This is a genomic window from Stenotrophomonas sp. GD03680 (genome assembly GCF_029844625.1).
GTDB classification, from domain to species: domain Bacteria; phylum Pseudomonadota; class Gammaproteobacteria; order Xanthomonadales; family Xanthomonadaceae; genus Stenotrophomonas; species Stenotrophomonas maltophilia_P.
This window is the reverse complement of record NZ_JAOCKC010000003.1, coordinates 369,043-393,117: the sequence shown is the minus strand read 5'-3', so window position 1 is coordinate 393,117 and position 24,075 is coordinate 369,043. Positions and strand designations below refer to the sequence as shown.

The window sequence follows — 24,075 nt, the reverse complement described above, 5'->3', positions numbered from 1 at the left end:
TGGCCGCCATGACTGACCTGCGAACCCGCCAGGCCGACGCCCTGGTGGAAGGCCTGCAACGCGAAGCCGGTGGCAAGCTGACGGTATTCCTCGGCGCGGCGCCGGGCGTGGGCAAGACCTACACGATGCTCAACCGCGCGCAGGAACAGCTGCGCCGGGGGGTCGACCTGGTGGTGGGTCTGGTGGAGACGCACGGCCGTGCCGATACCCAGGCGCTGCTGGAAGGACTGCCACGGCTGCGGCTGAAGGACGTGGCCTACCACGGCCACGCCCTGCAGGAAATGGACCTGGATGCCGTGCTGGCGCGGCGCCCGGCGCTGGTGCTGGTCGACGAACTGGCACATCGCAATGCACCGGGCAGCCGCCACGAGCGACGCTGGCAGGATGTCATGGAGCTTCTGGATGCGGGCATCGATGTCTGGACCACGGTCAACATCCAGCACCTGGAAAGCCTCAATGACGTGGTGATGCGCATCACCGGGGTGCGGGTCAGCGAAACCGTGCCGGACGGTGTGCTCGACCGCCTGCACGACATCGTGCTGGTGGACCTGCCGCCACGCGAACTGATCGCCCGCCTGCAGCAGGGCAAGGTGTACGTGCCGGAGCAGGCGGCACAGGCACTGCAGGCGTTCTTCTCGCCGGCCAACCTGACCGCACTGCGCGAGCTGACCATGCAGGAAGCCGCTGATCGTGTCGACAGCAGCCTGCGCGAGACCCGTGCCGCACGCGGCGAGGGCAACCTGCCGCTGCGCCGCGGCGTACTGGTGGCGATCGATGGTGGCGGGCAGAGCGAGTATCTGGTGCGGGTCGCGCGCCGCATTGCCGAACGGCGCGATGCGCCGTGGACGGTGGTGACGGTGCAGGGACGACGCCAGGACGAAGCAACCCGACGCGAGATCGACGCGGCGTTCGCGCTGGCACGTCGCCTGGGCGGCGATGCCGAACTGCTGCATGGCTCCAGCATCGCCGATGCCCTGCTCGACCACGCCGCGCACAACGGTGTCTCGACCCTGGTGCTGGGCCGCACCCGCGAGCGGCCGCTGGCACGGATGTTCAACCGCACCCTGACCCAGCAGCTGATCCAGCGCGGTGCGCACTACGAAATCACCATCATCAGCACGCCGCAGGCACGTGCGCGTTCGCGCCGCGAAGGCCTGTTGCCGCCGGCGCGCGGCATCAACCACGAACCACTGCAGGCCCTGCTCGCCACCGCGCTGGCCTGCCTGGTCGCGTGGCTGGTTGAACGCTGGGTGGGCATGGCCGACCTGTCGATGGTGTTCATCGTGGCGGTCGTGCTGGTCGCAGCCCGCACCCGCGCCAGCGTGGCGGTCATGGCCGCGATCCTGTGCTTCCTCGCCTACAACTTCCTGTTCATCGCACCACGCTTCACCTTCGCCATCGGCGCACGCCAAGGCGTGATCACCGTGTTCCTGTTCCTGGCAGCGGCACTGGTGGCCGGGCGCCTGGCATCACGGCTGCGCATGCAGGTGATCGCCCTGCGGGCCGCCAACCGGCATGCGCGCGCGCGGCAGCAGCTGGGGCGACAGCTGGCCAGCGCTGCCGGCGATGGCGAGGTGGCACTGGCCGGCCGCCATGCGCTGGAGCAGGCGATGGACGTGCCGGCATGGCTGCGGATCGGCGTGGACACCACCGCCGGCGGCCGCACCCTGCCCGGCGACACCGACCTGGCTGCCGCCGACTGGGCACTGCGCCACGGCCAGCCCAGCGGGCGTTTCACCGATACGCTGGCCGGCGCGCAATGGTGGTTCCTGCCCCTGCTTGATGGCGAGGACCGTGCAATCGGCGTGGCCGGCCTGTATCTGCCAGGTGCACGCCTGCTGCCCGAGCAGCGCCAGCTGGCCGAAGCGATGGTGGACGACATTGCCCAGGCGGCATTGCGCACGCGGCTGGTGGCCGAGCTGGAGCGGGCGCACGTCAGCAACGAGACCGAGCGCCTGCGCTCTGCTCTGTTGTCTTCGGTATCGCACGATCTGCGCTCGCCGCTGGCGGCGATGATCGGATCGGCCGACAGCCTGGCCAGCTATGGCACGGCGATGGACGTGGCTGACCGCCGCGCGCTGCTGGACACCATCCTGGTCGAAGGCGAACGGCTGGACCGCTACATCCAGAACCTGCTGGACATGACCCGGCTGGGCCACGAAGGCCTGAAGATCAACCGCGACTGGATCGGGGTGGACGAGTTGATCGGGTCGGCCGCGCGACGGCTGCAGCGCTACCAGCCCAACGTGAGGCTGGAACTGGATATCCCGCCGACCCTGGCGCCGATCTGGGTGCATCCGGCGCTGGTCGAGCAGGCGGTATTCAATGTCATGGAGAATGCGGCCAAGTTCTCCCCCGCCGATGCCGCGGTACAGGTGCAGGCGCGCGAACTGGACGGCCAACTGCGCATCGACGTGATCGATGCCGGTCCCGGCATCCCCGACGAAGAGCGGGCACGCATCTTCGACATGTTCTACAGCGTCGAGCGTGGCGACCGTGGCCGCCATGGTACCGGTCTGGGCCTGACCATCTGCCAGGGAATGATCGGCGCGCATGGCGGCAGCGTGCAGGCGCTGCCGGGACGTGACGGTCGCGGTACCCTGATCCGCATCACCCTGCCCCTGCTCAAGCCAGCCTCCCACGATGAGCCCGACCCCGATTGATGCGAGCGTACCGGCCCCGCGCGTGCTGGTGATCGATGACGAGACCCAGATCCGCCGTTTCCTGGATATCAGCCTGCGGGCGCAGGGCTATCAGGTCAGGCAGGCCGCGACCGGCCAGGAAGGCCTGCAGCTGGCTGCCAGCGAGGATATGGACCTGGTGATCCTGGATATCGGCCTGCCGGACATGGAGGGCCACCAGGTGCTGGAGCAGCTGCGGCAATGGAGCCAGGTCCCGGTCATCATGCTGACCGTACGTGCCGGAGAAGCGGAAAAGGTGCGGGCGCTGGACAACGGTGCCAACGACTATGTGACCAAGCCCTTCGGCACGCAGGAACTGATGGCGCGGGTGCGCGCGCTGTTGCGGACACGCAGCGTGCCGACCGATGGCACGCCTCCGGTATTCGACGACGGCCATCTGCATGTGGACCTGGTGCGCCGGGAAGTGGCGATCGCGGGCGAACCGGTGGCGCTGACCCGCAAGGAGTACGCGCTGCTGTCGCTGCTGCTGCGCAATGCCGGCCGGGTGGTCACCCAGCCGCAGATCCTGCAGGAGATCTGGGGACCCACCCACCAGCACGACACGCACTACCTGCGCATCCTGGTGGGCAAGCTGCGGCACAAGCTGGGCGATTCGGCGCTGGATTCACGCTACCTGTTCACCGAACCTGGCGTCGGATTGCGGTTCAAGGGGTGAGGGTGTGCCGACCAACGGTCGGCACCCACCCGGATCGATCAGAACCCCAGCGGGGTGTCGCCGACGATCGGCTGCAGCTGGCTGCGGAACAGTGCCTGGATGCGCTCCAGCGCCGCCTCGTCGTCGCCCTCGAAGCGCAGCACCAGTACCGGGGTGGTGTTGGAGGCGCGCACCAGTCCCCAGCCGTCGGGGAAATCCACACGCAGGCCGTCGATGGTCGACAGGCGGCCACCTACATACGGGTTGTCCGGCGACTGCGCTGCCGCCACCAGCATCGCCACCAGGGCGTGCGGCGTACCCTCGGACACCGGCACCTTCAGCTCCGGTGTGGCCACCATCTCCGGCAGTCCGGACAGCACCTCATCCGGGGTTTCCTCGCGCTGGGCCAGGATCTCCAGCAGGCGCGCGGCGGCGTACAGCCCGTCATCGAAGCCGAACCAGCGTTCCTTGAAGAAGAAGTGGCCGCTCATCTCGCCCGCCAGCTCGGCATCGGTCTCGCGCATCTTCGCCTTCATCAGCGAGTGCCCGGTCTTCCACATCAGCGGGCTGCCGCCGTTGCGCAGCACGTGGTCGGACAGCTTGCCCGTGCACTTCACGTCGTAGATCACCATCGCCCCGGGATTGCGCATCAGCACATCGGCGGCGAACAGCATCAGCAGGCGGTCGGCGTAGATGATCCTGCCCTCGCCGGTGACCACGCCCAGGCGGTCGCCATCACCGTCGAAGGCCACGCCGAGATCAGCGCCAAAGCGTTTGACCGTCTGTACGAGGTCCTGCAGGTTGTCCGGCTCGCTGGGATCGGGATGATGATTGGGGAAGGTGCCATCAACATCGCAGTAAAGCGGAATCACCTCGGCACCGATCGCTTCCAGCAGCTGCGGGGCCAGCGCACCGGCAACCCCGTTGCCGGCGTCGGCCACCACCTTCAGCGGGCGGTCGAGCTGCACGTCGTCGGCGATCCGCTGGATGTAATCGGCGCCGACATCGCGCTGCTGGTAGTCACCCGGTTCGGCCGCCTGCACAAGGCGACCCTCGACGATGCGCTGGTACAGGCCGGTGATGGCATCGCCGGACAGCGTTTCGCCGCCGATGACGACCTTGAAGCCGTTGTACTCGGGAGGATTGTGGCTGCCGGTCACCGCCACGCAGGTGCCGGTACGCAGGTGGAATGCGGCGTAATAGACGACCGGCGTGGGCGCCAGGCCGATGTCGATGACCGCGCAGCCGGCACGGCGCAGGCCTTCGGCCAGGCCGGCTGCCAGCTCGGGGCCGGACAGGCGCCCGTCACGGCCGATCACCACCTCGCGCAGGCCCTGTTCCAGCGCAGCGGTACCGATGGCCTGGCCGATCAGCGCGGCGGTCTTTGCCGTCAGTTCGCTGCCCACCACACCGCGGATGTCGTAGGCCCGGAAGATGCCCGCTGCCAGCGCTTCCGCCGGGACCGGCGGCGGAGGGGCCACTGTGGTGTCGGCGGCAGCTTCGGCGGCCTGCGGTGGCGCCATCTGCAGGCTCTCGCGCAGCGTCGGGCCCTCATCCATCTCGACGGCGGACGTGCGCCGCGGCAGCGGCAGGTGCTTCGGCAGGCGGTCGCGACCGACCAGCAGCAGCACGGCGATGAAGGCCAGCAGCAGCGCGACGATGCCGCTGGCCAGCGCGCCCAGACCGAGCGGGCCGGGTTCGACGTTGGGCACGGCCGCTGCCAGCCGCAGCGGGGTGCCGGCAATCGGCCTGGCCTGCGCCTCGGCGATCTGCGCCAGGCCGGAATCGCCCTGGGTGACCAGATCGTGCGTGCCCTGGCGCAGGCCGAGGAAACCACTGGCAGGTGCGCGGATCTGATCCAGCGGCGCGGTCAGGCGCAGCAGCGGCTGACGGACGTAGACCACCGCCGCCCCCAAGCTGCCCAGTTGCACCGGCGCAGCCAGGCCGAGGCGGTTGCCTCCCCCATCGCGGACCACCCGCAGGCTCGGCCGGTCCTCGCCCAATGCCTGCTCCAGCAGGGCCAGGCGCGCATAGCCGAAGGTGGCCGGATCGGCGTAGGCAGCGGCCAGGTCGGCGCCCAGCACCTCCACCCGCTCCACGCCGGACCAGCTCTCGCGCAGGGCCAGCGCAGCGGCGGACGCATCGCCGGCCTGCAGCGCCTGCTGCAGGCGCTCGTTCTTCAACTGCTGCTGCAGCTGCTGCAACTGGCCACTGGCGGCCTGTTGCAGGCCCTGCACGGCCTGGTCACGCGCCTCTTCCAGCGCCTTGCCACCTGCCTCCTGGCGCCACTGCTGCACGGCGCTCCAGCCGAACCAGCCGGCCAGCAACACGAGCAGCACTGCCAGCAGCGGTGCGCTGCGCCCCAACGACCGTCCCTGCTGCCTTTCCCCGATGCCGCTCATCAATGTCCCCCGTCAACGCACCCCGGTATGGCCGAATCCACCCGTTCCCCGCACGCTGTCGGTGAAAGTATCCACCACCTGCAGGCTGACGCGGGCAATCGGAACCACCACCAGCTGCGCGATGCGGTCACCCGGCTCGATCGTGAAGGCCTCGCGGCCCCGGTTCCAGACGCTGATCAGCAGCGGACCCTGGTAGTCGGCGTCGATGAGGCCGGTGCCGTTGCCGAGGACGATGCCGTGGCGATGGCCCAGGCCCGAACGCGGCAGGATGACCGCGCACAGGTGCGGATCGGCAATGTGGATGGCCAGGCCACTGGGAACCAGCGCGGTATCGCCCGGCTGCAGGGTCAGCGCGGTGTCCAGCGCTGCGCGCAGGTCCATGCCGGCACTGGCCTCGGTGGCATACGCCGGCAGCGGCCAGTTGTCGCCGAAGCGCGGATCGAGCAGTTTGACCTGCAGCGGTTGCGATGAAATCACCTGGGTCATGCCTGAAGCCTCCGCGCGATCAGCGCCAGCAGTTGTTCGGCCAGCTCGCGCTTGGAGGTCGCCGGGAATACCTGTTCGCCGTCCTGCCAGAAGGCCGTGGCGGCGTTGTTGTCACTTTCGAAGCCACCGCCACTGATGCCGACCTGGTTGGCGATCACCAGATCCAGGCGTTTGTCGACCAGCTTGCCACGCGCGTACTTCTCCACGTCGTGGGTTTCGGCGGCGAAACCGACCACCAGCTTCAGCGACTGCGTCTGCGCGGCCACCTCGGCCAGGATGTCCGGGGTACGCACCAGTTCGATCACCAGTGACTGGCTGTCGGCGGTCTTCTTCAGCTTCTGCGGCGCCACCTGCCGTGGGGTGTAGTCGGACACGGCGGCGGCACCGATATAGATGTCGGCCGGCAGCGATGAGAGTACGGCGTCGCGCATCTGTGCGGCCGAGCGCACATCGACGCGCTGCACGCCGACCGGCGTCGGCAGCTGCACGGGACCACTGACCAGCACCACCTGCGCCCCCATCGTCGCCGCGGCCGCGGCCAGTGCGAAGCCCATCTTGCCGCTGCTGCGGTTGCCGACGTAGCGCACCGGGTCGATGTCCTCGTAGGTGGGTCCGGCGCTGATCAGCACACGCAGTCCCTGCAGCGCGCGGGTTGCCGCGGGCGCGGCAGGCGCCACGGCATTGCCGTTGGCCGCCAGCGCGGCAACGATGTCACCCGGCTCGGCCAGCCGCCCCGGGCCGGACTCACCCTCGGCCAACGGCCCGTCGACCGGTCCGATCACCTGCGCGCCCCGCTGGCGCAGCAGTGCGACGTTGGCCTGCGTGGCCGGATGCAGCCACATGCGATGGTTCATCGCCGGACACACGGTCAGCGGCGCGGTACTGGCCAGGCACAACGTGCTGACCAGGTCGTCGGCGTGACCATGGGCCAGGCGCGCCAGCAGGTCGGCGGTGCCCGGTGCGATCACGATGCGGTCGGCCCAGCGCGCCAGCTCGATGTGGCCCATGGCCTGTTCGGCGGCGCTGTCCCACAACGTAGTGCGGGTCGGCTGCCCGGACAGGGCCTGGAAACTGAGCGGGGTCACGAACTGCTGGGCGCCGGCAGTCATCGCCACCTGCACCAGCGCCCCGGCATCGCGCAGCCGCCGCACCAGTTCCAGGGCCTTGTAAGCCGCAATCCCGCCGCCGACACACAACAGCAGTTTCTGGCCTTCCAGCGCGCCGGCCGGCGCGGGGGATGCGTTGGGGGAGTCAGCCACCTGGAATTCCTGTGCAAACGAGGGCGCTAGCTTACCCGATGGTCGGTAATGTCCCGATGCACAGCGCACATAGCTGGCAGCTATCAGCAGATGGAACTTCCACTACCGCAGTTCCCGGGTTCACCCGCCGATGATTCGGAACTTTCCTATACCCGTGCCCTGGTCGGCTTTGCAGAATCGGTACTGGCCACCTCCGGTGCGCCGCTCCGCTTCCCCGAGGATCCCGCGTGCAACCGCGCATCATCATCGCCGACGACCATCCGGTTGTACTGCATGGCATCCGTATCGTGCTGGAGGCTCACCAGATGCAGGTGGCCGGCAGCGCGGCCGACGGTGCCCAGCTGCTCGACCTGCTGCAGCGTGAAACCTGCCATGCCGTCCTCACCGACCTGTCCATGCCCGGCGTCGGCCCCGACGGCCCTGCGCTGCTGGGCGCACTGCGCGAGCGTCATCCGGGCCTGCCGGTGGTGGTGCTGACCGGAGCGCGCCACCCGGGACTGCTGGACAGGCTGCTGCGCGAAGGCATCGATGGCCTGGTCGACAAATGCGCCGGCTTCGCCGAGCTGCCGATGGCGCTCGCGGCAGCCATGTCCGGCCAGGTCTTCGTCTCACAGCAGCTGCGTCATCACCTGCAGTCGCGCGACCTGCTGTTCCAGCGCACACCGGTCTCGCTCTCCGCGCGCGAGCAGGAAGTCCTGCAGCTGCTCGCCGAGGGCCTGAACATCAACGCCATCGCGGCCCGCTGCGGCCGCAGCCCGAAGACGATCAGCCGGCAGAAGGCCGAGGCCAAGCGCAAGCTGGGACTGCAGAGCAACCAGGAACTGTTCGACTACCTGAAGACCGTGCGCGATTGAGGCATCGGCTGACGGTCATCGGCGGCAAGCGCCGATGGGAGCGCCGGGCGCCGCTGGCGATGATGCAGGCATGCCCATCCATGACTGGCCTGAACAGGAACGTCCCCGCGAGAAGCTGCTGGCGCGGGGCCCCACCATGCTGTCCGACGCGGAGTTGCTGGCGCTGTTCCTCGGCTCCGGGGTCGGCGGCCGCGATGCCGTGCAGACCGCACGCGACCTGCTGCACGCGCACGGTCCGCTACGGGTACTGCTGGACCGGCCTGCCGGCGAGCTGGCACGGCTGCCCGGGCTGGGGCCGGCCCGCAGCTGCACCCTGGCCGCCGGCCTGGAACTGGCCCACCGGTACCTGGCCGCCGAACTGCAGCACGGCGAAGCAGTTGGCGACAATCCCGGGGCGGTGGGGCGCTACCTGCAGCACCGTCTGCGCGGGCAGGCCCGCGAACTGTTCCTGGTGCTGTTCCTGGACAACCGCCATCGGCTGATCGCGTGCGAGGAACTGTTTGCCGGAACCCTCACCGCAGCGGCGGTCTATCCGCGGGAGGTCGTGCGGCGCGCCCTGCAGCTCAATGCCGCCGCCGTGATCATCAGCCACAACCACCCGTCCGGCGACCCGGAGCCATCGCCGGCCGACGCGCGCATCACCGAGGAGCTGCAGCAGGCCCTGGCCCTGGTCGACATCCGCCTGCTCGACCATTTCGTAGTGGGCGAAGGCCGTCCTGTTTCGTTTGCTGAACGTGGCCTGCTGGGCCAGCGCCAGGCCCGCCTGTTCGGCTGAGCCCGGCCCCCCGGCCGACCCCGGGGGGACCGCACAGGCAGGCAACGGTCAGCGTGGCCGCCGGCATCTGCGCTAAAATGGGCGATTCCGCCGCTCATTCTCACAGCAGGCCTCGTGAAAAATCTCCTCCGCGCCCTGATCAGCCAAGGCATCGAAGCCTTGCGCGCCAATGGCACCCTGCCCGCCGACTCCCTGCCGCCGGACTTCGTGGTCGAGCGCCCGAAGACCCGTGACCATGGCGACTTCGCCACCAACGCCGCGATGCTGCTGGCCAAGGCCGCGCGCAGCAACCCGCGCGCACTGGCGCAGGCACTGGTCGAGGCGCTGCCGCGCAGCGAGGACGTCAGCAAGGTCGAGATCGCCGGACCCGGCTTCATCAACTTCCACCTGGCTCCGGCCGCGTACCAGCGCGAAGCCGCCTCGGTCATCAAGGAAGGCCACGACTACGGGCGCAACCTGTCCGGCAACGGCCGCACGGTGGGCGTGGAGTATGTGTCGGCCAACCCGACCGGTCCGCTGCACGTCGGCCATGGCCGCGCTGCGGCGATCGGCGACTGCGTGGCCCGCGTGCTCGACGCCAACGGCTGGAACGCCAAGCGTGAGTTCTATTACAACGACGCCGGCGTGCAGATCGAGAACCTGGCGCTGTCGGTGCAGGCCCGCGTCCAGGGCATCGCCCCCGACCAGGAGGGCTGGCCGGAAGGCGGCTACCGCGGCGAGTACATCGCCGATGTCGCGCGAGCCTACATGGCCGGCGCCAGCGTCGACCTGGAAGGCACCCTCGTGGTCGGCGCCAAGGATCCGCACGACATGCAGGCGATCCGCCGCTTCGCGGTGGCCTACCTGCGCAACGAGCAGAACCTGGACCTGGCCGCGTTCGGCGTCGATTTCGACATCTACTTCCTGGAAAGCTCGCTGTACGCCGATGGCAAGGTCGCGGAAACCGTGGCCAAGCTGCAGGCGTCCGGCCACACCTACGAGGAAGGCGGCGCACTGTGGCTGCGCAGCACCGACTTCGGTGACGACAAGGACCGCGTGATGCGCAAGTCCGACGGCACCTTCACCTACTTCGTGCCGGACGTGGCCTACCACCTGTCCAAATGGCAGCGCGGCTACGAGCGCGCGATCACCGAGCTGGGCGCCGACCACCATGGGTCGCTGGCGCGCGTGCGTGCAGGCCTGCAGGCGCTGGAAGTGGGCATCCCGCAGGGCTGGCCCGAGTATGTGCTGCATCAGATGGTCACCGTCATGCGCGGCGGCGAGGAAGTGAAGCTGTCCAAGCGTGCCGGCAGCTACTTCACCCTGCGCGACCTGATCGAAGAAGCTGGACGCGATGCGACCCGCTGGTTCCTGATCGCGCGCAAGCCCGATTCGCAGCTGACCTTCGACATCGATCTGGCCCGCCAGCAGAGCAACGACAACCCGGTGTTCTACGTGCAGTACGCGCATGCCCGCGTGTGCAGCCTGCTCCGCCAGGCGCAGGAGAAGGGACTGGCCTATGACCAGGGCAGTGGCCTGGGTCAGCTCGTGCGCCTGGCCGATGACGCCTCGCTGCTGCTGATGAACGAGATCTCGCGCTATCCGGAAGTGGTCGAAGCCGCCGGCGTGGCGCTGGAGCCGCATCTGGTGGCGCAGTACCTGCGTGAATTGGCGCATGCCTTCCACACGTGGTATCACGGGACACCGGTGCTGGTGGACGACGCCGACGATCGCAACGCCAAGCTGACGCTGGCCTGCGCGGCGCGTCAGGTGCTGGCCAATGGCCTCGACCTCCTGGGCGTGAGCGCCCCGGAAAAAATGTAAGCATCAGGAGACGCAGTACACATGGCAGCACGACGCGGCAAAAACCAGGCACGACGCAACAGCAGCAGCCAGGGCACCCCGGGATGGGTGTGGCTGGTCGCCGGTGTGGCCATCGCCGCCGTGGTGTTCCTGGCGGCGCCGAATCTGTTCAAGGGCGAGGGCGATGGCTTCCTGCGCGCCGGTCCGCAGCCGAACCCGAACGCGCAGCCGGCGCCGGTCGCTGATGCCGACGGCGATGTCGGCACGCAGCCAGCCGCACAACCGGCCACGCCGAAACCTGCCGAAGCCGAGAAGCCGGCGGCGACCCAGTACGACTTCTACACCCTGCTGCCCGGCAAGGAAGTGGAGATGTCCGATGCCGAACTGGCCGCCAGCACCCGCGCCGAGGAACAGCGCCGGGCCAAGGCCGAAGCGCAGCGCGCGCAGGCGGCGCTGGAAGGCAAACCGGTCCCCGCAACGCCGGCACCGACCGCAACGGCCAGTGTCGCCAGCACGGCACCGGTGACCGCGACCAGCCGTCCGCTGCCTGCCCCGCTGAGCGAACGCCCGGCAACGGCTGCACCGGCCACGACCAGCCCGGCGGCGACCAGCACGGCATCGACCGCGCAGGCCGCCCGCGTGGACGCGGCGCCGACCGCCGCTGCGGCACCGGCCGTGGCCGGCGACAACGCGCGCTACATCCTGCAGGCAGGTGCGTTCGGCGCCTCCGGCGACGCCGAGGCCACCAAGGCCAAGCTGGCGATGATGGGCCTGGCGGCACGGGTGGAGTCGGCGCAGATCAATGGGAAGACCGTGTACCGCGTGCGCATGGGGCCCTACGGCAGCGCCGGTGAGCTGTCCGAAGCCAAGCAGAAGCTGGATGGCACCGGCCTGCAGGCGATGGCGATCAAGGCACAGTGATCGTTCGGGTCTGAACGGAAGAAGCCGGGCATTGCCCGGCTTTCTTTTTTTGGGCCCCGCAGGGCCGACCCACGCCGGGCGGCCCTGAAGGCACGCAGGTCAGCCCTCGCGCGCGACCTGGAAGCCGGCGAACGACTGGCTGACCGGCATCAGTTCCAGGCGGTTGATGTTCAGATGCGGCGGCAGGCTGGCAACCCAGAAGATCTGCTCGGCGATGTCCTCGGCGGTCATCGGGTTGGCGCCGGAATACAGCTTGTCCGACGCGGCCTGGTCACCGTGGGTACGCACCACCGTGAACTCGGTCTCGGCCATGCCCGGCTCGATGGTGGTCACACGCACGCCCGTACCGTGCAGGTCCGAACGCAGGCCCAGCGAGAACTGGCTGACGAACGCCTTGGTACCGCCATACGCGTTGCCGCCCGGGTACGGGTAGACACCGGCAACCGACGAGATGTTGATGATCGCACCCCTGCGTTCGACCAGCTGCGGCAGCAGGCGGTGGGTCAACGTCACCAGGGCGGTGATGTTGGTATCGATCATCGTCGTCCAGTCCTGCAGGCTGGCGCTCTGCGCCGGAGCGGTGCCCTGCGCGAGACCGGCGTTGTTGACCAGCAGGTCGATCTCACCGAATGCGGGGGGCAGCGCCAGCAGCGCCGCTTCCATTGCGATCGGATCGCGGACATCAAACGCCGCTGCGTGCACCACGTCCTTGCCATAGTGCTCGACCAGCGGTTGCAGGCGGTCGCTGCGACGGCCGGTGGCGATCACCTTCCAGCCTGCCTGGGCGAAGCGATGGACGGCGGCGGCGCCAAATCCGGACGTGGCGCCGGTAATCAGGACGGTGCGGGACATCAGGCAACTCCGTGGAGGAACGAGACCCCCATTCTGGCACCGTCGGCAGGACCCTGCCTTGCCTGATCGGTCTTCGCGCCGGGCACACTCAGCGCAGGCGGAACACGCGGGCCTTCGGCAGATCCTCGTCGACCTGCAGGAACCAGCGGCCGGCGATGCCCGGGATCACTTCGATCTGCGGCGCCTGGAGGGCCCTGCGCAGCTTCATCTGTCCCTTCATCACCTGCCATTGCTGTCCGTTGTCGAGGGTGAACACCGTGCCGGGGGCCCAACCGGCCACCTCCCCCACCACGCGTGCGCTGACCGGGCCTTCTTCCAGCCCCAGGTGCATGGCGGCCGGCGCCGGAACATTCGCAGGCAGCGGCGCGCCGGCGGGGGCGGCCGTGACCGCGGAAATGGCAGGCGACGCGGCCTCTGCCTGGCGCAGCACGCGGTTCAACGCCTGCAGCTGGGCCGGGCTCAGCCCCACTTCGGCCAGCTGGGCCGCAGTGAGCCGCTGTTCGACCGGAACAAAGCGGTCCTGGGCATGGGCGGCAACACTGCTGGCCGCCAGCAGGAGGAGAACGAGGTACCGGCGCATCGGAGGAGGTCTCTACGGAACAGCGCTCACGATGCTTCAATCCGGTGACAATCCGGTGACAACGGCCGGACCGCTACAATGGGCCATGATCAACAATGATGTACTGCGCAGCGTGCGCTACTCCCTGGACCTGGGCGACCATCACGTGGTGGCCCTGTGCCAGTTGGCCGACCCGACCTTCGCGGTGGATCTCGAGCAGGCCAGGGCCTGGCTGCGGCGCGAGGATGAAGCCGGCTTCGTGCCGATGGACGACAGTGCGCTGGCGCACTTCCTGGATGGCCTGATCGTACACCTGCGCGGCCGCGACGAGAGCCAGCCGCAGCGCGCCGTGGAAACCCGCGTCGACAACAACCTGGTGCTGAAGAAGCTGCGCGTGGCGTTCCAGCTGCGCGACGTCGATCTGATGGACATCTTCGCCAGCGCCGGCTTCAAGGTATCCAAGTCCGAGATCGGGGCGCTGTTCCGCCAACCCGGGCATGCCAACTACCGACGTTGCCTGGATCAGATGCTGCGCAACTTCCTCAAGGGCCTGAGCCAGCGCCTGCGCGGTTGAGCCGCGCGGTACCGGCCCATGGGTGGCCGATACCGTCGTGGCGGCGCCGGCCCGCTAGAAGCTGCCCTGCAGCGCCAGTTCCCAGCGCCCGCCCGCGTTGCCCGGGAACAGGCGTCTGGCCGCGGTATCGGTGTCATGCACGGTGGCCCGCACTTCCCACGCCGGAGCCAACGTGGCGATGGCGCTGAGCTGCCCGTGCAGGTAATCCGGCCCCTGCGCGGCCGTCAGCCAGTAGTGGCCCACGGCCGCTTCAAGCCGGATGCGCTCTTGCAGCGGCAGGCGCACGCCCAACTGTGCGTAGGTACCGCGATGGCCACCGCCCAGGGCATCGCTGGAATGCGCGACCTGCAGCCAGGTCCGCTGCTTCCAGCCCACCGTGGCAGCGAACTCTGTCCAGTCCAGCGCGCGGGCTGTCCCCGGATACACGTAGCGGGTCAGGTTGGCGTCCAGCGTCCAGTCCGCGGCCGGTGTGCCGGACCAGCCCGCTACCAGATCGAACTCGCTGCGTGCGCCGTTGTCCGGCTTGAACGATACGTTCGAGCCCCACGCGCTGGCATACCACCCGGACGCGAGCGCGAACTTCGCTCCGGCCTGCACCGCCGGGTCGCCGTCACTCTGCGAACTGCCGCGCCAGACGTAGTCACTGGTCAACGTGGCGTTGCCGCTCACCTGTGCCTGTGCGGTGCCGACGCCCAGCAGCCCCGCCAACGCCGCGGCCACCGCCGCGATCATCCCCTTGCTGTTCACTGCACATCATTCCTCATCCAATGGCGGCTCAACCGCCGGGACGGCAGTGTCGATGGCAGGGCCGTAACGGTTCGATGGCGCTACCGTGGCCGGGGCGCAAAATCAGCGTAAAACCACTTGGCAGTGGCGCGGTATGATGGCCGCCTGTTTCCAGGAAACCACCCATGGACGCCATCCTGACGCCGGTATCGATCGGCGAGCTGATCGACAAGATCACCATTCTCGAGATCAAGGCCGAACGCATCGGCGATGCCACCAAGCTGGCCAATGTGCGGACGGAGCTGGACGGCCTGCTGCCGTTGCTGCAGCAGCAGCTGCAGGCACAGCCGGCACTTGCCGCGCTGAAGCAGCAGCTCAAGGCCATCAACGAGCGCATGTGGGACATCCAGGACCAGCTGCGCGATAAGGAAGCGGCACAGGTGTTCGATGATGCCTTCGTCCAGCTGGCGCGCGGCGTGTACGGTACCAATGGCGAGCGCGTGCAGGTCAAGAACGAGATCAACCGCGTTGCAGGTTCGGCACTGGTCGAAGAAAAGCAGTACCAGGGCGAATAAGCCCGGGTTTCAGCCGCATTCGAGCAGGTGGCGGATGCGGAACAGCTCGCCGTCGCTGCGGATGCCGAGCTTCTGGTAGGCGGCTTTTTTCTGCGAGCTGACCGTGCTTGCGGAACGGCCGAAGCGCTGCGCGACTTCGCCGGTGCTGCAGCCTTCCAGCACCAGGCGCAGCACCTCGCGCTCGCGGCGGCTGAGCGGCATCAATGAGGGCATGCGGCGCGCCCGCGAGCGGCTCAACTGCGGGCGCAGTTCCGGCGGCACGAACCGCCCACCCCGGGCCACCACCTCCACAGCCCGCAGCAGCACGCGCGGTGCGGTCGCCTTGGACAGGAAGCCGCGCGCGCCGGCCTGCATGGCCGTCACCACCGTGCTGGCGTTGCAATGGGCTGAAAGCACCAGCACCGGCAACGACGGCCACTGCTGCGACAGCGTGCGCAGCAGTTGCAGGCCAACCCCCTGGTCACCCAGCGGAAGTGCATCGATCACCAGCAGATCGACACAACCGGGCTGCTGATGCAGCAGCGACAGCAGGTCGGCTTCATTGGCGAAGCTGCCACGGACCTGCAGACCGCTGTGCTCACACAACAACACTTCCAGGCCCAGCCGCAGCACCGGATGCGGATCCAGCAGCGCCAGGCGGCGCAGCTTCCCGGTATGCGGGGTGGCGGGGGCGGGCGGCATCAGTCGGATCCGGCGGAAGTGGATGCCCACCGTAGGTCGCGCCCTGCAACGGCGGAATCCAATTCGTTGCAATGCAGCATCGACTGCGCAGCCGCAGTCAGATTTCATTTCGGTTGGGTGGAACGCAACAGGCCCGGCAGATGCCGGGCCTGTCGATGCACGCAGGGCGCAGAGCGCCTGCAGCGATTACCAGCTGAAGCGCGGGCCGACGGTGTATTCCTTGTCACCGTCGCGGTTCATCTTGAGCTCGCCGTTCAGGCCCCAGTTCTGGTTCAGCTTCACCTGACCACCCAGGCGGCCGTACCACTCGCCTTCCGGATTGATGCCGCGCTTCTTCGAGAAGTCTTCGTAACCAACCATGCCGTAGACTTCGGCGTGGGCACCGAACGCGGTGCGGATGCCGGCTTCAGCGCTGTAGCCGTTGAAATCCAGGCCATGCTCCAGGTCACGCTTCTGGTACGCCACGCGTGCCACGAAGTCGGTCGACGGTGCGATTTCCTGGTTGTAGCCGACACCGACCTTCCACTGGTCCAGCTTGAGATTGGTGTGGTCGATTTCCTGGCGGCTGTAGTCACCGAAGGCGTGGAAGTTCGGCAGGAAGCCGTAGGAACCCTTCACGCCCCAGCCGTCGGCCTTGAACGCGTCGATGTCGGTCTTGGCGTAGTTGGCTTCAGCATAGTTGTAGGACAGGTTCTCGGCAGCCGAGGCGGAGAACGGCAGGGCAGCAGCCAGCGCCAGGGCAATCAGCGAATTCTTCATGGGGGTACACCTTTACTTTCTTATGGTGAGCAGCAGCGCGGAAGCGCCGTCGCATCGGGAATGTAAATTCTCCGTTATTCGCCACAACGCACCCTGAAAACAGCAACCTTCGCATTGCTGAATTTTCTGGCTTGATTCAGGCGGTCTCTGGCATACGCGCGGCGCGCGGGTACGTCCTGAATGCTTCGATCGCGGCCGTGTCGATCTGCGGCGCCCTGGTTCGTCGAACAGAAGAAGGCCGCACATGCAGTGCGGTCCATCACGGAGGCAGGCAATGAGTTACATCGATGGTTTCGTTCTGGCGGTTCCCACCGCCAACAAGGAAAAGTTCCTCGCCCATGCGCGAAGCGGCGACGTGGTCTTCATCGAGTACGGGGCGCTGCGCGTGGTCGAGTGCTGGGGCGATGACGTGCCGCATGGCAAGACGACGGACTTCTTCGGCGCAGTGAAAGCGACACCGGAAGAGACGGTGGTGTTTTCCTGGATCGAGTGGCCTGACAAGGCCACCCGTGATGCGGGCATGCAGAAGATGATGGAAGACCCGCGCCTGGACCCCGCGAAGAACCCGATGCCGTTCGACGGTGCGCGGATGATCTATGGCGGTTTCACACCCATCTACGAACTGACCCGCTGACGCCTTCGCGGCGCTCAGCGCGTACCTGCGTCGTCTTCTCCGGCAGTGCCGGCGCCCAGCGCGGCGCCGGCCCCCAGGCCGAGCCCGCCCATGCCGGCGCCCATGCCCATTCCGCCGCCGCCCGCACGGCCGCCCTTGCCTTCGCCTTCAGGGCGGCCTTTGCCGCCCCCGCTGCCGCCCGCGGGCCGGGTCGGGCCCTGCCGTGGAATCTGCAGATCGGCCGGGATCGGCGCCAGATCCAGGGCTTCGCGGACAAAATCGCGCAGCGACACCACCAGCTCATGCGTGTGCACCGGTCGTCCCTGCGCCAGCTCATCGGCGGCGCGCGCGGCCAACCGCACCTGCTCATCGGTACCCAGCAGCAGGATGTCCGACAAGGCCGCTTCGACGGCGTCGCGGATGCGCCGCGCGCGATCCGAACCGGGTTCGACGATGCCCTGCTCATGGGCGCGCTGGCGCAGGTCGCGCAGATGACTGGGGTCGACCCCCAGCTCACCGGTGAACGAACCGCCCAGGGTCTTGTAGGCGGCCATCAGCGTGCGCAGCCGTTCGTTGATCTGCCGGTTCTCGCGCTCGCGGCGCTGCTGCAGGGTCTGCATCACCAGCAGGCGGATACCCACACCCAGCAGCGTGATCAGGACCAGGCCGGCCAACGTGGAAAGCACACCCTGCCAGGAACTGAAATCGATGCCACGCATGATGGGAACTCCAGCGGAGGGACTTCATCTTGCCCCAGGACGACCCCGCAGGCTTCATGCCGGGCCGTTGTCCCCCCCATGAACGCAGAAGGCCCCACCGCCCGGCAGGGCGGAGGGGCCTTCGCCGCTCGCGCGATTACTTGCGCTTGGCGGCCTTGCGCACGGCCTTCTTCGCCGGGGCCTTCTTGGCAGCGGCCTTCTTCAGCGGTGCAGCCTTGCGGGCGACAGCCTTCTTGGTGGTCGCTGCTTTCTTGGCAACCGTCTTGCGGGTGGCAGCGGCCTTCTTGCCGACAACCTTCTTGGCGGCAGCCGTCTTCTTGGTGGCGACCTTGCGGGTAGCGGCAACCTTCTTGCCGACAACCTTCTTCGCGGCCACGGTCTTCTTGCCAGCCACCTTCTTGGCGGCGACCGTCTTCTTGGCCACGGCCTTCTTGGCGGTGGCCACCTTCTTGCCGACAACCTTCTTCGCGGCGGCGGCCTTCTTGGCAACCGTCTTCTTGGTGACGGCTGCCTTCTTGGTCGCAGCCTTCTTCACCGTGGCGACCTTCTTGCCGGCAGCCTTGGTGGCGGCCTTCGTGGTCTTCTTGGCAGCAGCAGCCTTCTTGGCGACAGTCTTGCCGGCAGCGGCCTTCTTCTTGGCCACTTCCTTCTTCAGGGCAGCGGCTTCGGCCTTGGCATTCTTCTTGGCGGCTTCCAGCTTCTGCTTGGCCTTGGCGACCGTCTTGCCGACCGACTTGGCGGCCTTCTCGGCCTTCTTGGCAACGGTCTTCTCGACCTTGGCCACGGCCTTCTTGGCCTTGGCGACGCGGGTGTTGGCGGCCTTGCGGGCGCGCTTGACGGTCTTCTTGACCGACTTCACTGCGTCTTCAGCGGCGTGGGCGATGGTCTCGCCGACGTTGGTGGCGGTTTCTTTCGCGTTCTCGACGGCGTCGGTCACGACCGACACACCATTACCGTTGCTCATGTTGCCCTCCTGGGGGCGTGGATTGTCAAAACGGGGCGATGCTATACCGACAATGACGATCGTGGAACGGGTGGTACGCCTGCAATCGCGTCTGCTGCGACGATAGTAGTGTAGGGGGAGGCTGGTGCTGCTACCGTCGATCCGCAGCAAACCCCTTTTTTTCAGCGCTGCGCCATGGGATTGAGGTGCACGTCGCGGCGACGGGCTGCCTGCACGCCCCTTGCCGGAACGTGCACGCGCGACGTGCCATCGCGCACCTTGGATCGGCGGAACTGCGCAAGTATCAGAGGGTGTCCTGACCACGCCGGCGGACACACCCTATCGGTGTAGCGCCGATGGCCGACCGCACCGCAGGCGGGTCAGCCGTCGTCGGGCGCCGCATCGACGAGGGTCTCTTTCATCGCGCATTTATCCACGCCGCGGCAGATTCATTCAGCTTGTTTTACCGTATGGGCCAACGGCCCCCATCCCACGCCTGCGAACCGACTCCCATGCGACCGCTACCTACCCTTCTCACGCTCGCAATCGCCGCCGCCTTCGGTGGATTCGTCGCCACCGGCATCAACGCCCACCTGGACAACCGCGCCGACGCCGCGCCCTTGCCGGCTGCCCTTCCGGCCACCGCCGCATTGCCGGCTTCGGTCGCCGGCCAGCCGGTGCCTTCGCTGGCACCGATGCTGGAAAAGACCATGCCCGCCGTGGTCAGCGTCAACACCAAGCAGGTGGTACGGGTACGCAACCCCTTCTTCAACGACCCGTTCTTCCGCCGCCTATTCCCGGACATCCCGCAGGAACGGATCAACGAATCGCTGGGTTCGGGCGTCATCATCGACGCGAAGGAAGGCCTGGTACTGACCAACCACCACGTCATCGAGAACGCCGATGACGTGCAGGTGACGCTCGCTGACGGGCGCACGGTCAAGGCGGAATTCCTCGGTTCGGACCGCGACACCGACATCGCCCTGATCCGCATCCCGGCGCAGAACCTCACCGAGATCAAGCTCGGCAACAGCGACCAGCTGCGGGTCGGCGACTTCGTGGTGGCGATCGGCAATCCGTTCGGCTTCAGCCAGACGGTGACCTCGGGCATCGTCTCGGCGGTCGGCCGCAGTGGCATCCGTGGGCTGGGCTACCAGAACTTCATCCAGACCGACGCCTCGATCAACCCGGGCAACTCCGGAGGTGCGCTGGTCGATCTGCAGGGCCAGCTGGTCGGCATCAACACCGCCAGCTTCAACCCGCAGGGCAGCATGGCCGGCAACATCGGCCTGGGCCTGGCCATTCCCACCAACCTGGCGCGCAGCGTGGTCGACCAGCTGGTCAAGCATGGCGTGGTGGTGCGCGGCACCCTGGGCGTGGAAAGCCAGAACCTGAGCGCGCAGATCGCCCAGGGCCTGGGCCTGGGCGAAACCCGCGGCGCGCTGATCACCCGGGTACTGGCCGGTTCGGCCGGTGCGGCGGCCGGGCTGAAGCCGGGCGACGTCGTGGTTGCCGCCAACGGTCAGCGCGTGGACAGCGCCGAAGCCCTGCACAACGTGGAGGGCCTGGCAGCGGTAGGCAGCATACTGGCGCTGGACGTGCGCCGCGAAGGCAAGCCGCTGCAGATCCGGGCGACGCTGAAGGAGCAGGCGCGCGCCGCCAGCGGCGACAGCCTGGACCCGCGCCTGGGCGGCGCGACCTTCGTCGACCTGCCCGAATCGCTGCGCCAGTCCGGCGTACGCGGGGTGCTGGTCAGCGAGGTCAAGCGCGGCAGCCGCGCAGCCAGCAACGGGCTCCAGCAGGGCGACATCATCACCGATGCCACGGTGGGTGAATTCGCCGACCTGGCCAGCTGGCGCGCCAATTTCCAGCAGCGGCCACCGACCCTGGTGCTGCGCATCCTGCGCAACAACGGCCAGCAGCAGGGCCAGTTGGTGATGCGCTGATCGCTCCGCCGTAACACCCCCTATACCCGGCCAGTGCTATTGCTGTACGTCCCTGTCGGCTGAAGCCGATCGTCCGTTCCCCCATCGCAACAGGAGTGATTCGATGAGCCCCACCAATACCGAGAACCTGAAGGAACACCTGGGTGAAGCCGGTTCCCACCTCAAGCAGGCCGCCAGTGCTGCCGGCGGTGCGATCAAGGGCGCGACCGGCGCTGCAACCGACGAACTGCGCATCGGCAAGGCCAACGTCAAGGCCGAGCTGTCCGACACGGCGCTGTCCGGCCTGGCTGCGGCTGAATTCGGCGGCGCTGCCGCCAAGGAACAGGTCGATGCACTGATGGACAAGGGCAAGGATCTGATCGACAGCGCCGCTGAACTGATCCGTGAACGTCCCTTGGCATCGTTCGGTGTTGCCTTCGCCACTGGCTGGATCATCGCCAAGCTGGCTCGCGGCAGCAGCGACAAGTAAGTCCACGGCGTGAGCGAAGACAACACGCAACGCCCCGATCCGGCGGCCACCCCGCCGCTGGACGAGAGCATCCGCCAGGTCGGCGCGGCCGGTCGCGCCGCCGCCGATTCGGCCAAGCACACGCTGCGCTCGCTGCGTCGCCTGGCCTCGTCGGATTTCGCGCTCGCCCGCAGTGCGTTCGGCCGGGCCCTGGCCTGGGCGGGCGTGGCGATCGTGTTCGGGGCCTCGGCCTGGCTGCTGATGGCCGCCACGCTCATCGCCCTGCTGCAGAGCTGGGGCCTGAGTTGGCTGCAGGCGCTTCTGATCACCTCGCTGATCAGCCTCGCAGTAACCGGCTATGCGATCTGGCGGGTGTCCTACTTCTTCCACCACACCGGCATGCATGCTACCCGGCGCCAGCTGTCGCGCCTTGGCCTGTTCGACGAGCCCAGCGAAGACGATCCGGATGCCGGCGTACAGATTCCGGAGGGCAAGCCATGAAGTTCGGCGCATTGCAGCGGCGGGTGAAGCGTTGCGAACAGGTGGTGGCCGTGCGCATGGGTGAAACCCAGGACAACTGGACCGTGCTCAGCGAGGTCTGGCGCCGGGGCTGGTCTCCCCTGCGCATCGTGGTGGTCGGCCTGGCCGGTGGCTTCGTGGCCGGCAAGCTGGAAGTGCCGGGCAAAGTGAACGGTGCGCGCTGGCTGCAGATGATCGGCTCGGTCTCCAGCCTGGTGGCCAGCGGCCAGGCAGCGCTGGCTGCCGCCGTGGCAGCCTACGCCGCCGACACCGCAGACGATGCGGCCGACACTGCCGAAGCCGCCGCCGACCCGGTCGCTCCCGCTGCCGCGGCACCCGCTTCCGCGCCACCTGCCGAGCCTGAGGCGCGCGAACCGCGGCCTGCCGAAGCGGCCACCGAACTGTCCGAACGTTGACGAACAGCATCCGCCGCGTTGACCGCGGCGGACGGATAATAGGCTCCCCTTCCCGGTCGGTACGTCGATGAGCGAGTCCCTCCTGTCCCCGTCACCGGCCGAACCCGCACCGTCTGCTGCCGCCCTTCCGCCGCCCACCCGCCCGCGCGGGCCGATGTCGCTGGTGGTGCTGGCAACGCTGGCGGTGGCCTATACGCTGTGGGGCGCACAGGACATCATCCTGCCGGTACTGCTGGCGATGTTCTTCGCGCTGGTCGGCAACCCGATCCTGCGCCTGCTGCAGAAGCTGTGGATTCCGCGGGCGCTGGGAGCGCTGCTGGTTCTCGGTGCCGGCCTGGGCGTGACCAGCTCGCTGGCCGTGCAGCTGATCGGCCCGGCGATGGAATGGGCGCAGGAAGCGCCACAACAGCTGCGCAAGGTCGCCCGGCAGGTACAGGATCTGACCAAGCCGGTGCAGCAGGCCAATCTGGCGGCCGAGAATTTCGCCCGCGTTGCCGGCGGCGACAGCAATCGCAAGGTGCAGGTGATCCGCACCCAGCTGGACGATCCCTATCGCATGCTGACCCGCGCGCCCCGGCTGGCCGCCTCGGTACTGGCCGTGGTCCTGCTGACGCTGTTCTTCATGATCTATGGGCAAAGCCTGCAGCGCGCGGCGATCGCATTGTTCCCGAACCGCCAGCAACAGCGCTTCACCAGCGACATCCTGCGCTCGATCGAGCGCGAGGTGTCGCGCTATGTGCTGACCATCAGCGTGATCAACACGCTGGTCGGCCTGGTTTTCGCGGGCGTGCTGATGCTGCTGGGGATCGGCCTGCAGGAAGCGCTGCTGTGGGGGACGGTGGCGGCACTGCTGAACTTCGCGCCCTATGTGGGCCCGTTGATCGGAGTAGCGCTGATGCTGCTGATGGGCTTCGTCGAATTCCGCGACCCGCTGCAGGCACTGCTGCCCGCCGCGGCGTATCTGGGCCTGCATACCCTGGAGGGCCAACTGGTGACCCCGATCGTGCTGGGCCGGCGCATGAAGCTCTCCCCGCTGGTCCTGATCCTGGCACTGATGGTGTTCGGCTGGGCCTGGGGCATGATCGGGCTGCTGCTGGCGGTGCCGCTGCTGGTCTGCATCAAGCTGGTGCTGGCCCGGCTGGACGGCATGCAGGGCTGGGCGCGCCTGCTGGAATGAAAGCGCGCGCGGGCAGGCGTAGAATGACCGGGTGAATTTCCCCGTCCTTGCCATCACCCTCGACCTCGACGACACGCTGTGGCCGTTCGCACCGATCGGCGCCCGCATCGACCAAGTGCTGCACGACTGGATGCGTGAACACAGCCCGGCCACCGCCGCGATGTATCCGCTGGCGGCGATGCGCGAACTGCGCGAGCGCTCGTTCCGCGACAACCCGCATCTGCATCATGACCTGAGCGCGCTGCGCCGGCTGACGCTGCGTGAGGCGCTGCAGAACAGCGGCGCCAGCCTGGACCTGCTGGAGCCGGCCTACGAAGCGTTCTATGCCGCGCGCAACCAGGTGGAGTGCTATCCCGATGCCCTCGATGCCCTGGCGCGTATCGCCGCGCGGGTACCGGTGGCCGCACTGAGCAATGGCAATGCGGACCTGCAGCGGATCGGGCTGGCCCATCATTTCGCCTTCCAGCTGGGTGCGCGCGAACATGGCGCGGCGAAGCCGGAGGCGAGCATTTTCCATGCCGCGTGTGCCCGGCTGGGCGTGGCCCCGGCGCAGGTGCTGCATGTCGGTGACCACATCGAGATGGACGTGGCCGGCGCCATCGCCGCCGGCCTGCGCGGCTGCTGGATCAACCGCGACGCCGCCACCTGGACCCATCCGCAGCTGCAGCCAGACCTGCAGTTCGACACCCTCACCGGCCTGGCCGACTGGTTGGACGCCAACCTCGGCGCCACCGCACCCCGGAGCAATTGACG

At 68.0% G+C, this 24,075-nt stretch carries 25 protein-coding genes; 15 read left to right on the top strand and 10 right to left on the bottom strand.

What is annotated here, in order from left to right; translation table 11 throughout:
* Window positions 1-8 precede the first annotated feature (8 nt).
* Together N5J29_RS06145 and N5J29_RS06140 are read left to right on the top strand one after the other, a co-directional pair.
* Complete coding sequence (locus N5J29_RS06145; protein ID WP_279924215.1) at window positions 9-2,663, top strand: sensor histidine kinase KdpD; 2,655 nt, start codon at window positions 9-11, stop codon at window positions 2,661-2,663.
* The gene (locus N5J29_RS06140) at window positions 2,644-3,357 is read left to right on the top strand and encodes a response regulator transcription factor (protein WP_053516504.1); all 714 of its coding nucleotides are present in this window, start codon (window positions 2,644-2,646) and stop codon (window positions 3,355-3,357) included. The genes N5J29_RS06145 and N5J29_RS06140 overlap by 20 nt, the downstream gene beginning before the upstream one ends.
* A gap of 38 nt (window positions 3,358-3,395) precedes the next feature.
* Here the strand turns inward: N5J29_RS06140 and N5J29_RS06135 are convergent, their stop codons facing one another.
* From N5J29_RS06135 to coaBC, 3 genes are read right to left on the bottom strand one after another with little or no spacing between them, the layout of a single operon-like run.
* The gene (locus N5J29_RS06135) at window positions 3,396-5,738 is read right to left on the bottom strand and encodes a phosphomannomutase/phosphoglucomutase (protein ID WP_164151246.1); all 2,343 of its coding nucleotides are present in this window, start codon (window positions 5,736-5,738) and stop codon (window positions 3,396-3,398) included.
* Between the two features lie 12 nt (window positions 5,739-5,750).
* Entirely contained in the window at window positions 5,751-6,224 is a 474-nt protein-coding gene (dut, locus tag N5J29_RS06130; protein WP_128987882.1) for a dUTP diphosphatase, read from the bottom strand.
* On the bottom strand, window positions 6,221-7,483 hold the full coding sequence (coaBC, locus tag N5J29_RS06125; RefSeq protein WP_065182002.1) for a bifunctional phosphopantothenoylcysteine decarboxylase/phosphopantothenate--cysteine ligase CoaBC: 1,263 nt from the start codon (window positions 7,481-7,483) through the stop codon (window positions 6,221-6,223). The genes dut and coaBC overlap by 4 nt, the downstream gene beginning before the upstream one ends.
* A 227-nt stretch (window positions 7,484-7,710) precedes the next feature.
* On the opposite strand from coaBC, the gene N5J29_RS06120 reads away from it, so the two are divergent.
* From N5J29_RS06120 to N5J29_RS06105, 4 genes are all read left to right on the top strand, one after another.
* Complete coding sequence (locus N5J29_RS06120) at window positions 7,711-8,337, top strand: response regulator transcription factor (RefSeq protein ID WP_053516509.1); 627 nt, start codon at window positions 7,711-7,713, stop codon at window positions 8,335-8,337.
* A 70-nt stretch (window positions 8,338-8,407) separates the two neighbouring features.
* Window positions 8,408-9,112, top strand: a complete 705-nt coding sequence (gene radC, locus N5J29_RS06115; RefSeq protein ID WP_065174506.1) for a DNA repair protein RadC — start codon at window positions 8,408-8,410, stop codon at window positions 9,110-9,112.
* 114 nt (window positions 9,113-9,226) lie between these two features.
* Window positions 9,227-10,915: an arginine--tRNA ligase gene (argS, locus tag N5J29_RS06110; RefSeq protein WP_053516518.1), complete on the top strand. Its 1,689-nt coding sequence runs from the start codon at window positions 9,227-9,229 to the stop codon at window positions 10,913-10,915.
* 21 nt (window positions 10,916-10,936) lie between these two features.
* Window positions 10,937-11,815 carry an SPOR domain-containing protein gene (locus tag N5J29_RS06105; RefSeq protein ID WP_111186478.1) on the top strand — a complete coding sequence of 293 codons (879 nt, stop codon included), beginning with the start codon at window positions 10,937-10,939 and terminating at the stop codon, window positions 11,813-11,815.
* Window positions 11,816-11,914: 99 nt separating this feature from the next.
* On the opposite strand, the gene N5J29_RS06100 is transcribed toward N5J29_RS06105, so the two are convergent.
* Entirely contained in the window at window positions 11,915-12,667 is a 753-nt protein-coding gene (locus tag N5J29_RS06100; RefSeq protein ID WP_164151244.1) for an SDR family NAD(P)-dependent oxidoreductase, read from the bottom strand.
* Window positions 12,668-12,755: 88 nt separating this feature from the next.
* On the bottom strand, window positions 12,756-13,247 hold the full coding sequence (locus N5J29_RS06095) for a hypothetical protein (RefSeq protein ID WP_053516522.1): 492 nt from the start codon (window positions 13,245-13,247) through the stop codon (window positions 12,756-12,758).
* Between the two features lie 85 nt (window positions 13,248-13,332).
* Here N5J29_RS06095 and N5J29_RS06090 point away from each other — a divergent pair, with 85 nt between their 5' ends.
* Window positions 13,333-13,800 (top strand): DUF1456 family protein, encoded by a 468-nt coding sequence (locus N5J29_RS06090; RefSeq protein WP_053516523.1) that lies wholly within the window; start codon window positions 13,333-13,335, stop codon window positions 13,798-13,800.
* Between the two features lie 54 nt (window positions 13,801-13,854).
* Here the strand turns inward: N5J29_RS06090 and N5J29_RS06085 are convergent, their stop codons facing one another.
* Window positions 13,855-14,547, bottom strand: a complete 693-nt coding sequence (locus N5J29_RS06085) for a TorF family putative porin (RefSeq protein ID WP_164151242.1) — start codon at window positions 14,545-14,547, stop codon at window positions 13,855-13,857.
* Between the two features lie 164 nt (window positions 14,548-14,711).
* Between N5J29_RS06085 and N5J29_RS06080 the strand changes: the two genes are divergently transcribed.
* The gene (locus tag N5J29_RS06080) at window positions 14,712-15,101 is read left to right on the top strand and encodes a DUF6165 family protein (RefSeq protein ID WP_065174221.1); all 390 of its coding nucleotides are present in this window, start codon (window positions 14,712-14,714) and stop codon (window positions 15,099-15,101) included.
* A 9-nt stretch (window positions 15,102-15,110) separates the two neighbouring features.
* On the opposite strand, the gene N5J29_RS06075 is transcribed toward N5J29_RS06080, so the two are convergent.
* Window positions 15,111-15,782, bottom strand: a complete 672-nt coding sequence (locus tag N5J29_RS06075; RefSeq protein WP_053516559.1) for a response regulator transcription factor — start codon at window positions 15,780-15,782, stop codon at window positions 15,111-15,113.
* Window positions 15,783-15,968: 186 nt separating this feature from the next.
* On the bottom strand, window positions 15,969-16,541 hold the full coding sequence (locus tag N5J29_RS06070; protein ID WP_053516527.1) for an Ax21 family protein: 573 nt from the start codon (window positions 16,539-16,541) through the stop codon (window positions 15,969-15,971).
* A 274-nt stretch (window positions 16,542-16,815) separates the two neighbouring features.
* Here N5J29_RS06070 and N5J29_RS06065 point away from each other — a divergent pair, with 274 nt between their 5' ends.
* Window positions 16,816-17,175: a DUF1428 domain-containing protein gene (locus N5J29_RS06065; RefSeq protein ID WP_053516528.1), complete on the top strand. Its 360-nt coding sequence runs from the start codon at window positions 16,816-16,818 to the stop codon at window positions 17,173-17,175.
* Between the two features lie 14 nt (window positions 17,176-17,189).
* Here N5J29_RS06065 and N5J29_RS06060 read toward each other — a convergent pair whose 3' ends face one another.
* Complete coding sequence (locus tag N5J29_RS06060) at window positions 17,190-17,873, bottom strand: hypothetical protein (RefSeq protein WP_111186481.1); 684 nt, start codon at window positions 17,871-17,873, stop codon at window positions 17,190-17,192.
* Window positions 17,874-18,009: 136 nt separating this feature from the next.
* On the bottom strand, window positions 18,010-18,837 hold the full coding sequence (locus N5J29_RS06055; RefSeq protein ID WP_164151240.1) for a histone: 828 nt from the start codon (window positions 18,835-18,837) through the stop codon (window positions 18,010-18,012).
* 491 nt (window positions 18,838-19,328) lie between these two features.
* Between N5J29_RS06055 and N5J29_RS06050 the strand changes: the two genes are divergently transcribed.
* From N5J29_RS06050 to N5J29_RS06025, 6 genes are all read left to right on the top strand, one after another.
* Entirely contained in the window at window positions 19,329-20,762 is a 1,434-nt protein-coding gene (locus N5J29_RS06050; protein WP_164151238.1) for a Do family serine endopeptidase, read from the top strand.
* A 103-nt stretch (window positions 20,763-20,865) separates the two neighbouring features.
* Window positions 20,866-21,231, top strand: a complete 366-nt coding sequence (locus tag N5J29_RS06045) for a hypothetical protein (protein WP_053516533.1) — start codon at window positions 20,866-20,868, stop codon at window positions 21,229-21,231.
* A 9-nt stretch (window positions 21,232-21,240) separates the two neighbouring features.
* Entirely contained in the window at window positions 21,241-21,711 is a 471-nt protein-coding gene (locus N5J29_RS06040; protein ID WP_053516534.1) for a phage holin family protein, read from the top strand.
* Complete coding sequence (locus N5J29_RS06035) at window positions 21,708-22,145, top strand: hypothetical protein (protein ID WP_053516536.1); 438 nt, start codon at window positions 21,708-21,710, stop codon at window positions 22,143-22,145. The genes N5J29_RS06040 and N5J29_RS06035 overlap by 4 nt, the downstream gene beginning before the upstream one ends.
* Window positions 22,146-22,212: 67 nt before the next feature.
* Entirely contained in the window at window positions 22,213-23,322 is a 1,110-nt protein-coding gene (locus tag N5J29_RS06030; protein WP_164151237.1) for an AI-2E family transporter, read from the top strand.
* A gap of 31 nt (window positions 23,323-23,353) precedes the next feature.
* Window positions 23,354-24,073, top strand: coding sequence for an HAD-IA family hydrolase (locus N5J29_RS06025; protein ID WP_065174216.1), 720 nt, complete (start codon window positions 23,354-23,356; stop codon window positions 24,071-24,073).
* Window positions 24,074-24,075 lie beyond the last annotated feature (2 nt).

Excerpts from the sequence above, each read along its gene's own strand:
- N5J29_RS06145 (WP_279924215.1), top strand. The coding sequence starts at position 9 with ATGACTGACCTGCGAACCCGCCAGGCCGACGCCCTGGTGGAAGGCCTG.
- N5J29_RS06140 (WP_053516504.1), top strand. The coding sequence starts at position 2,644 with ATGAGCCCGACCCCGATTGATGCGAGCGTACCGGCCCCGCGCGTGCTG.
- N5J29_RS06135 (WP_164151246.1), bottom strand. The coding sequence starts at position 5,738 with ATGAGCGGCATCGGGGAAAGGCAGCAGGGACGGTCGTTGGGGCGCAGC.
- dut (WP_128987882.1), bottom strand. The coding sequence starts at position 6,224 with ATGACCCAGGTGATTTCATCGCAACCGCTGCAGGTCAAACTGCTCGAT.
- radC (WP_065174506.1), top strand. The coding sequence starts at position 8,408 with ATGCCCATCCATGACTGGCCTGAACAGGAACGTCCCCGCGAGAAGCTG.
- N5J29_RS06105 (WP_111186478.1), top strand. The coding sequence starts at position 10,937 with ATGGCAGCACGACGCGGCAAAAACCAGGCACGACGCAACAGCAGCAGC.
- N5J29_RS06100 (WP_164151244.1), bottom strand. The coding sequence starts at position 12,667 with ATGTCCCGCACCGTCCTGATTACCGGCGCCACGTCCGGATTTGGCGCC.
- N5J29_RS06095 (WP_053516522.1), bottom strand. The coding sequence starts at position 13,247 with ATGCGCCGGTACCTCGTTCTCCTCCTGCTGGCGGCCAGCAGTGTTGCC.
- N5J29_RS06090 (WP_053516523.1), top strand. The coding sequence starts at position 13,333 with ATGATCAACAATGATGTACTGCGCAGCGTGCGCTACTCCCTGGACCTG.
- N5J29_RS06080 (WP_065174221.1), top strand. The coding sequence starts at position 14,712 with ATGGACGCCATCCTGACGCCGGTATCGATCGGCGAGCTGATCGACAAG.
- N5J29_RS06075 (WP_053516559.1), bottom strand. The coding sequence starts at position 15,782 with ATGCCGCCCGCCCCCGCCACCCCGCATACCGGGAAGCTGCGCCGCCTG.
- N5J29_RS06070 (WP_053516527.1), bottom strand. The coding sequence starts at position 16,541 with ATGAAGAATTCGCTGATTGCCCTGGCGCTGGCTGCTGCCCTGCCGTTC.
- N5J29_RS06065 (WP_053516528.1), top strand. The coding sequence starts at position 16,816 with ATGAGTTACATCGATGGTTTCGTTCTGGCGGTTCCCACCGCCAACAAG.
- N5J29_RS06060 (WP_111186481.1), bottom strand. The coding sequence starts at position 17,873 with ATGCGTGGCATCGATTTCAGTTCCTGGCAGGGTGTGCTTTCCACGTTG.
- N5J29_RS06055 (WP_164151240.1), bottom strand. The coding sequence starts at position 18,837 with ATGAGCAACGGTAATGGTGTGTCGGTCGTGACCGACGCCGTCGAGAAC.
- N5J29_RS06050 (WP_164151238.1), top strand. The coding sequence starts at position 19,329 with ATGCGACCGCTACCTACCCTTCTCACGCTCGCAATCGCCGCCGCCTTC.
- N5J29_RS06045 (WP_053516533.1), top strand. The coding sequence starts at position 20,866 with ATGAGCCCCACCAATACCGAGAACCTGAAGGAACACCTGGGTGAAGCC.
- N5J29_RS06035 (WP_053516536.1), top strand. The coding sequence starts at position 21,708 with ATGAAGTTCGGCGCATTGCAGCGGCGGGTGAAGCGTTGCGAACAGGTG.
- N5J29_RS06030 (WP_164151237.1), top strand. The coding sequence starts at position 22,213 with ATGAGCGAGTCCCTCCTGTCCCCGTCACCGGCCGAACCCGCACCGTCT.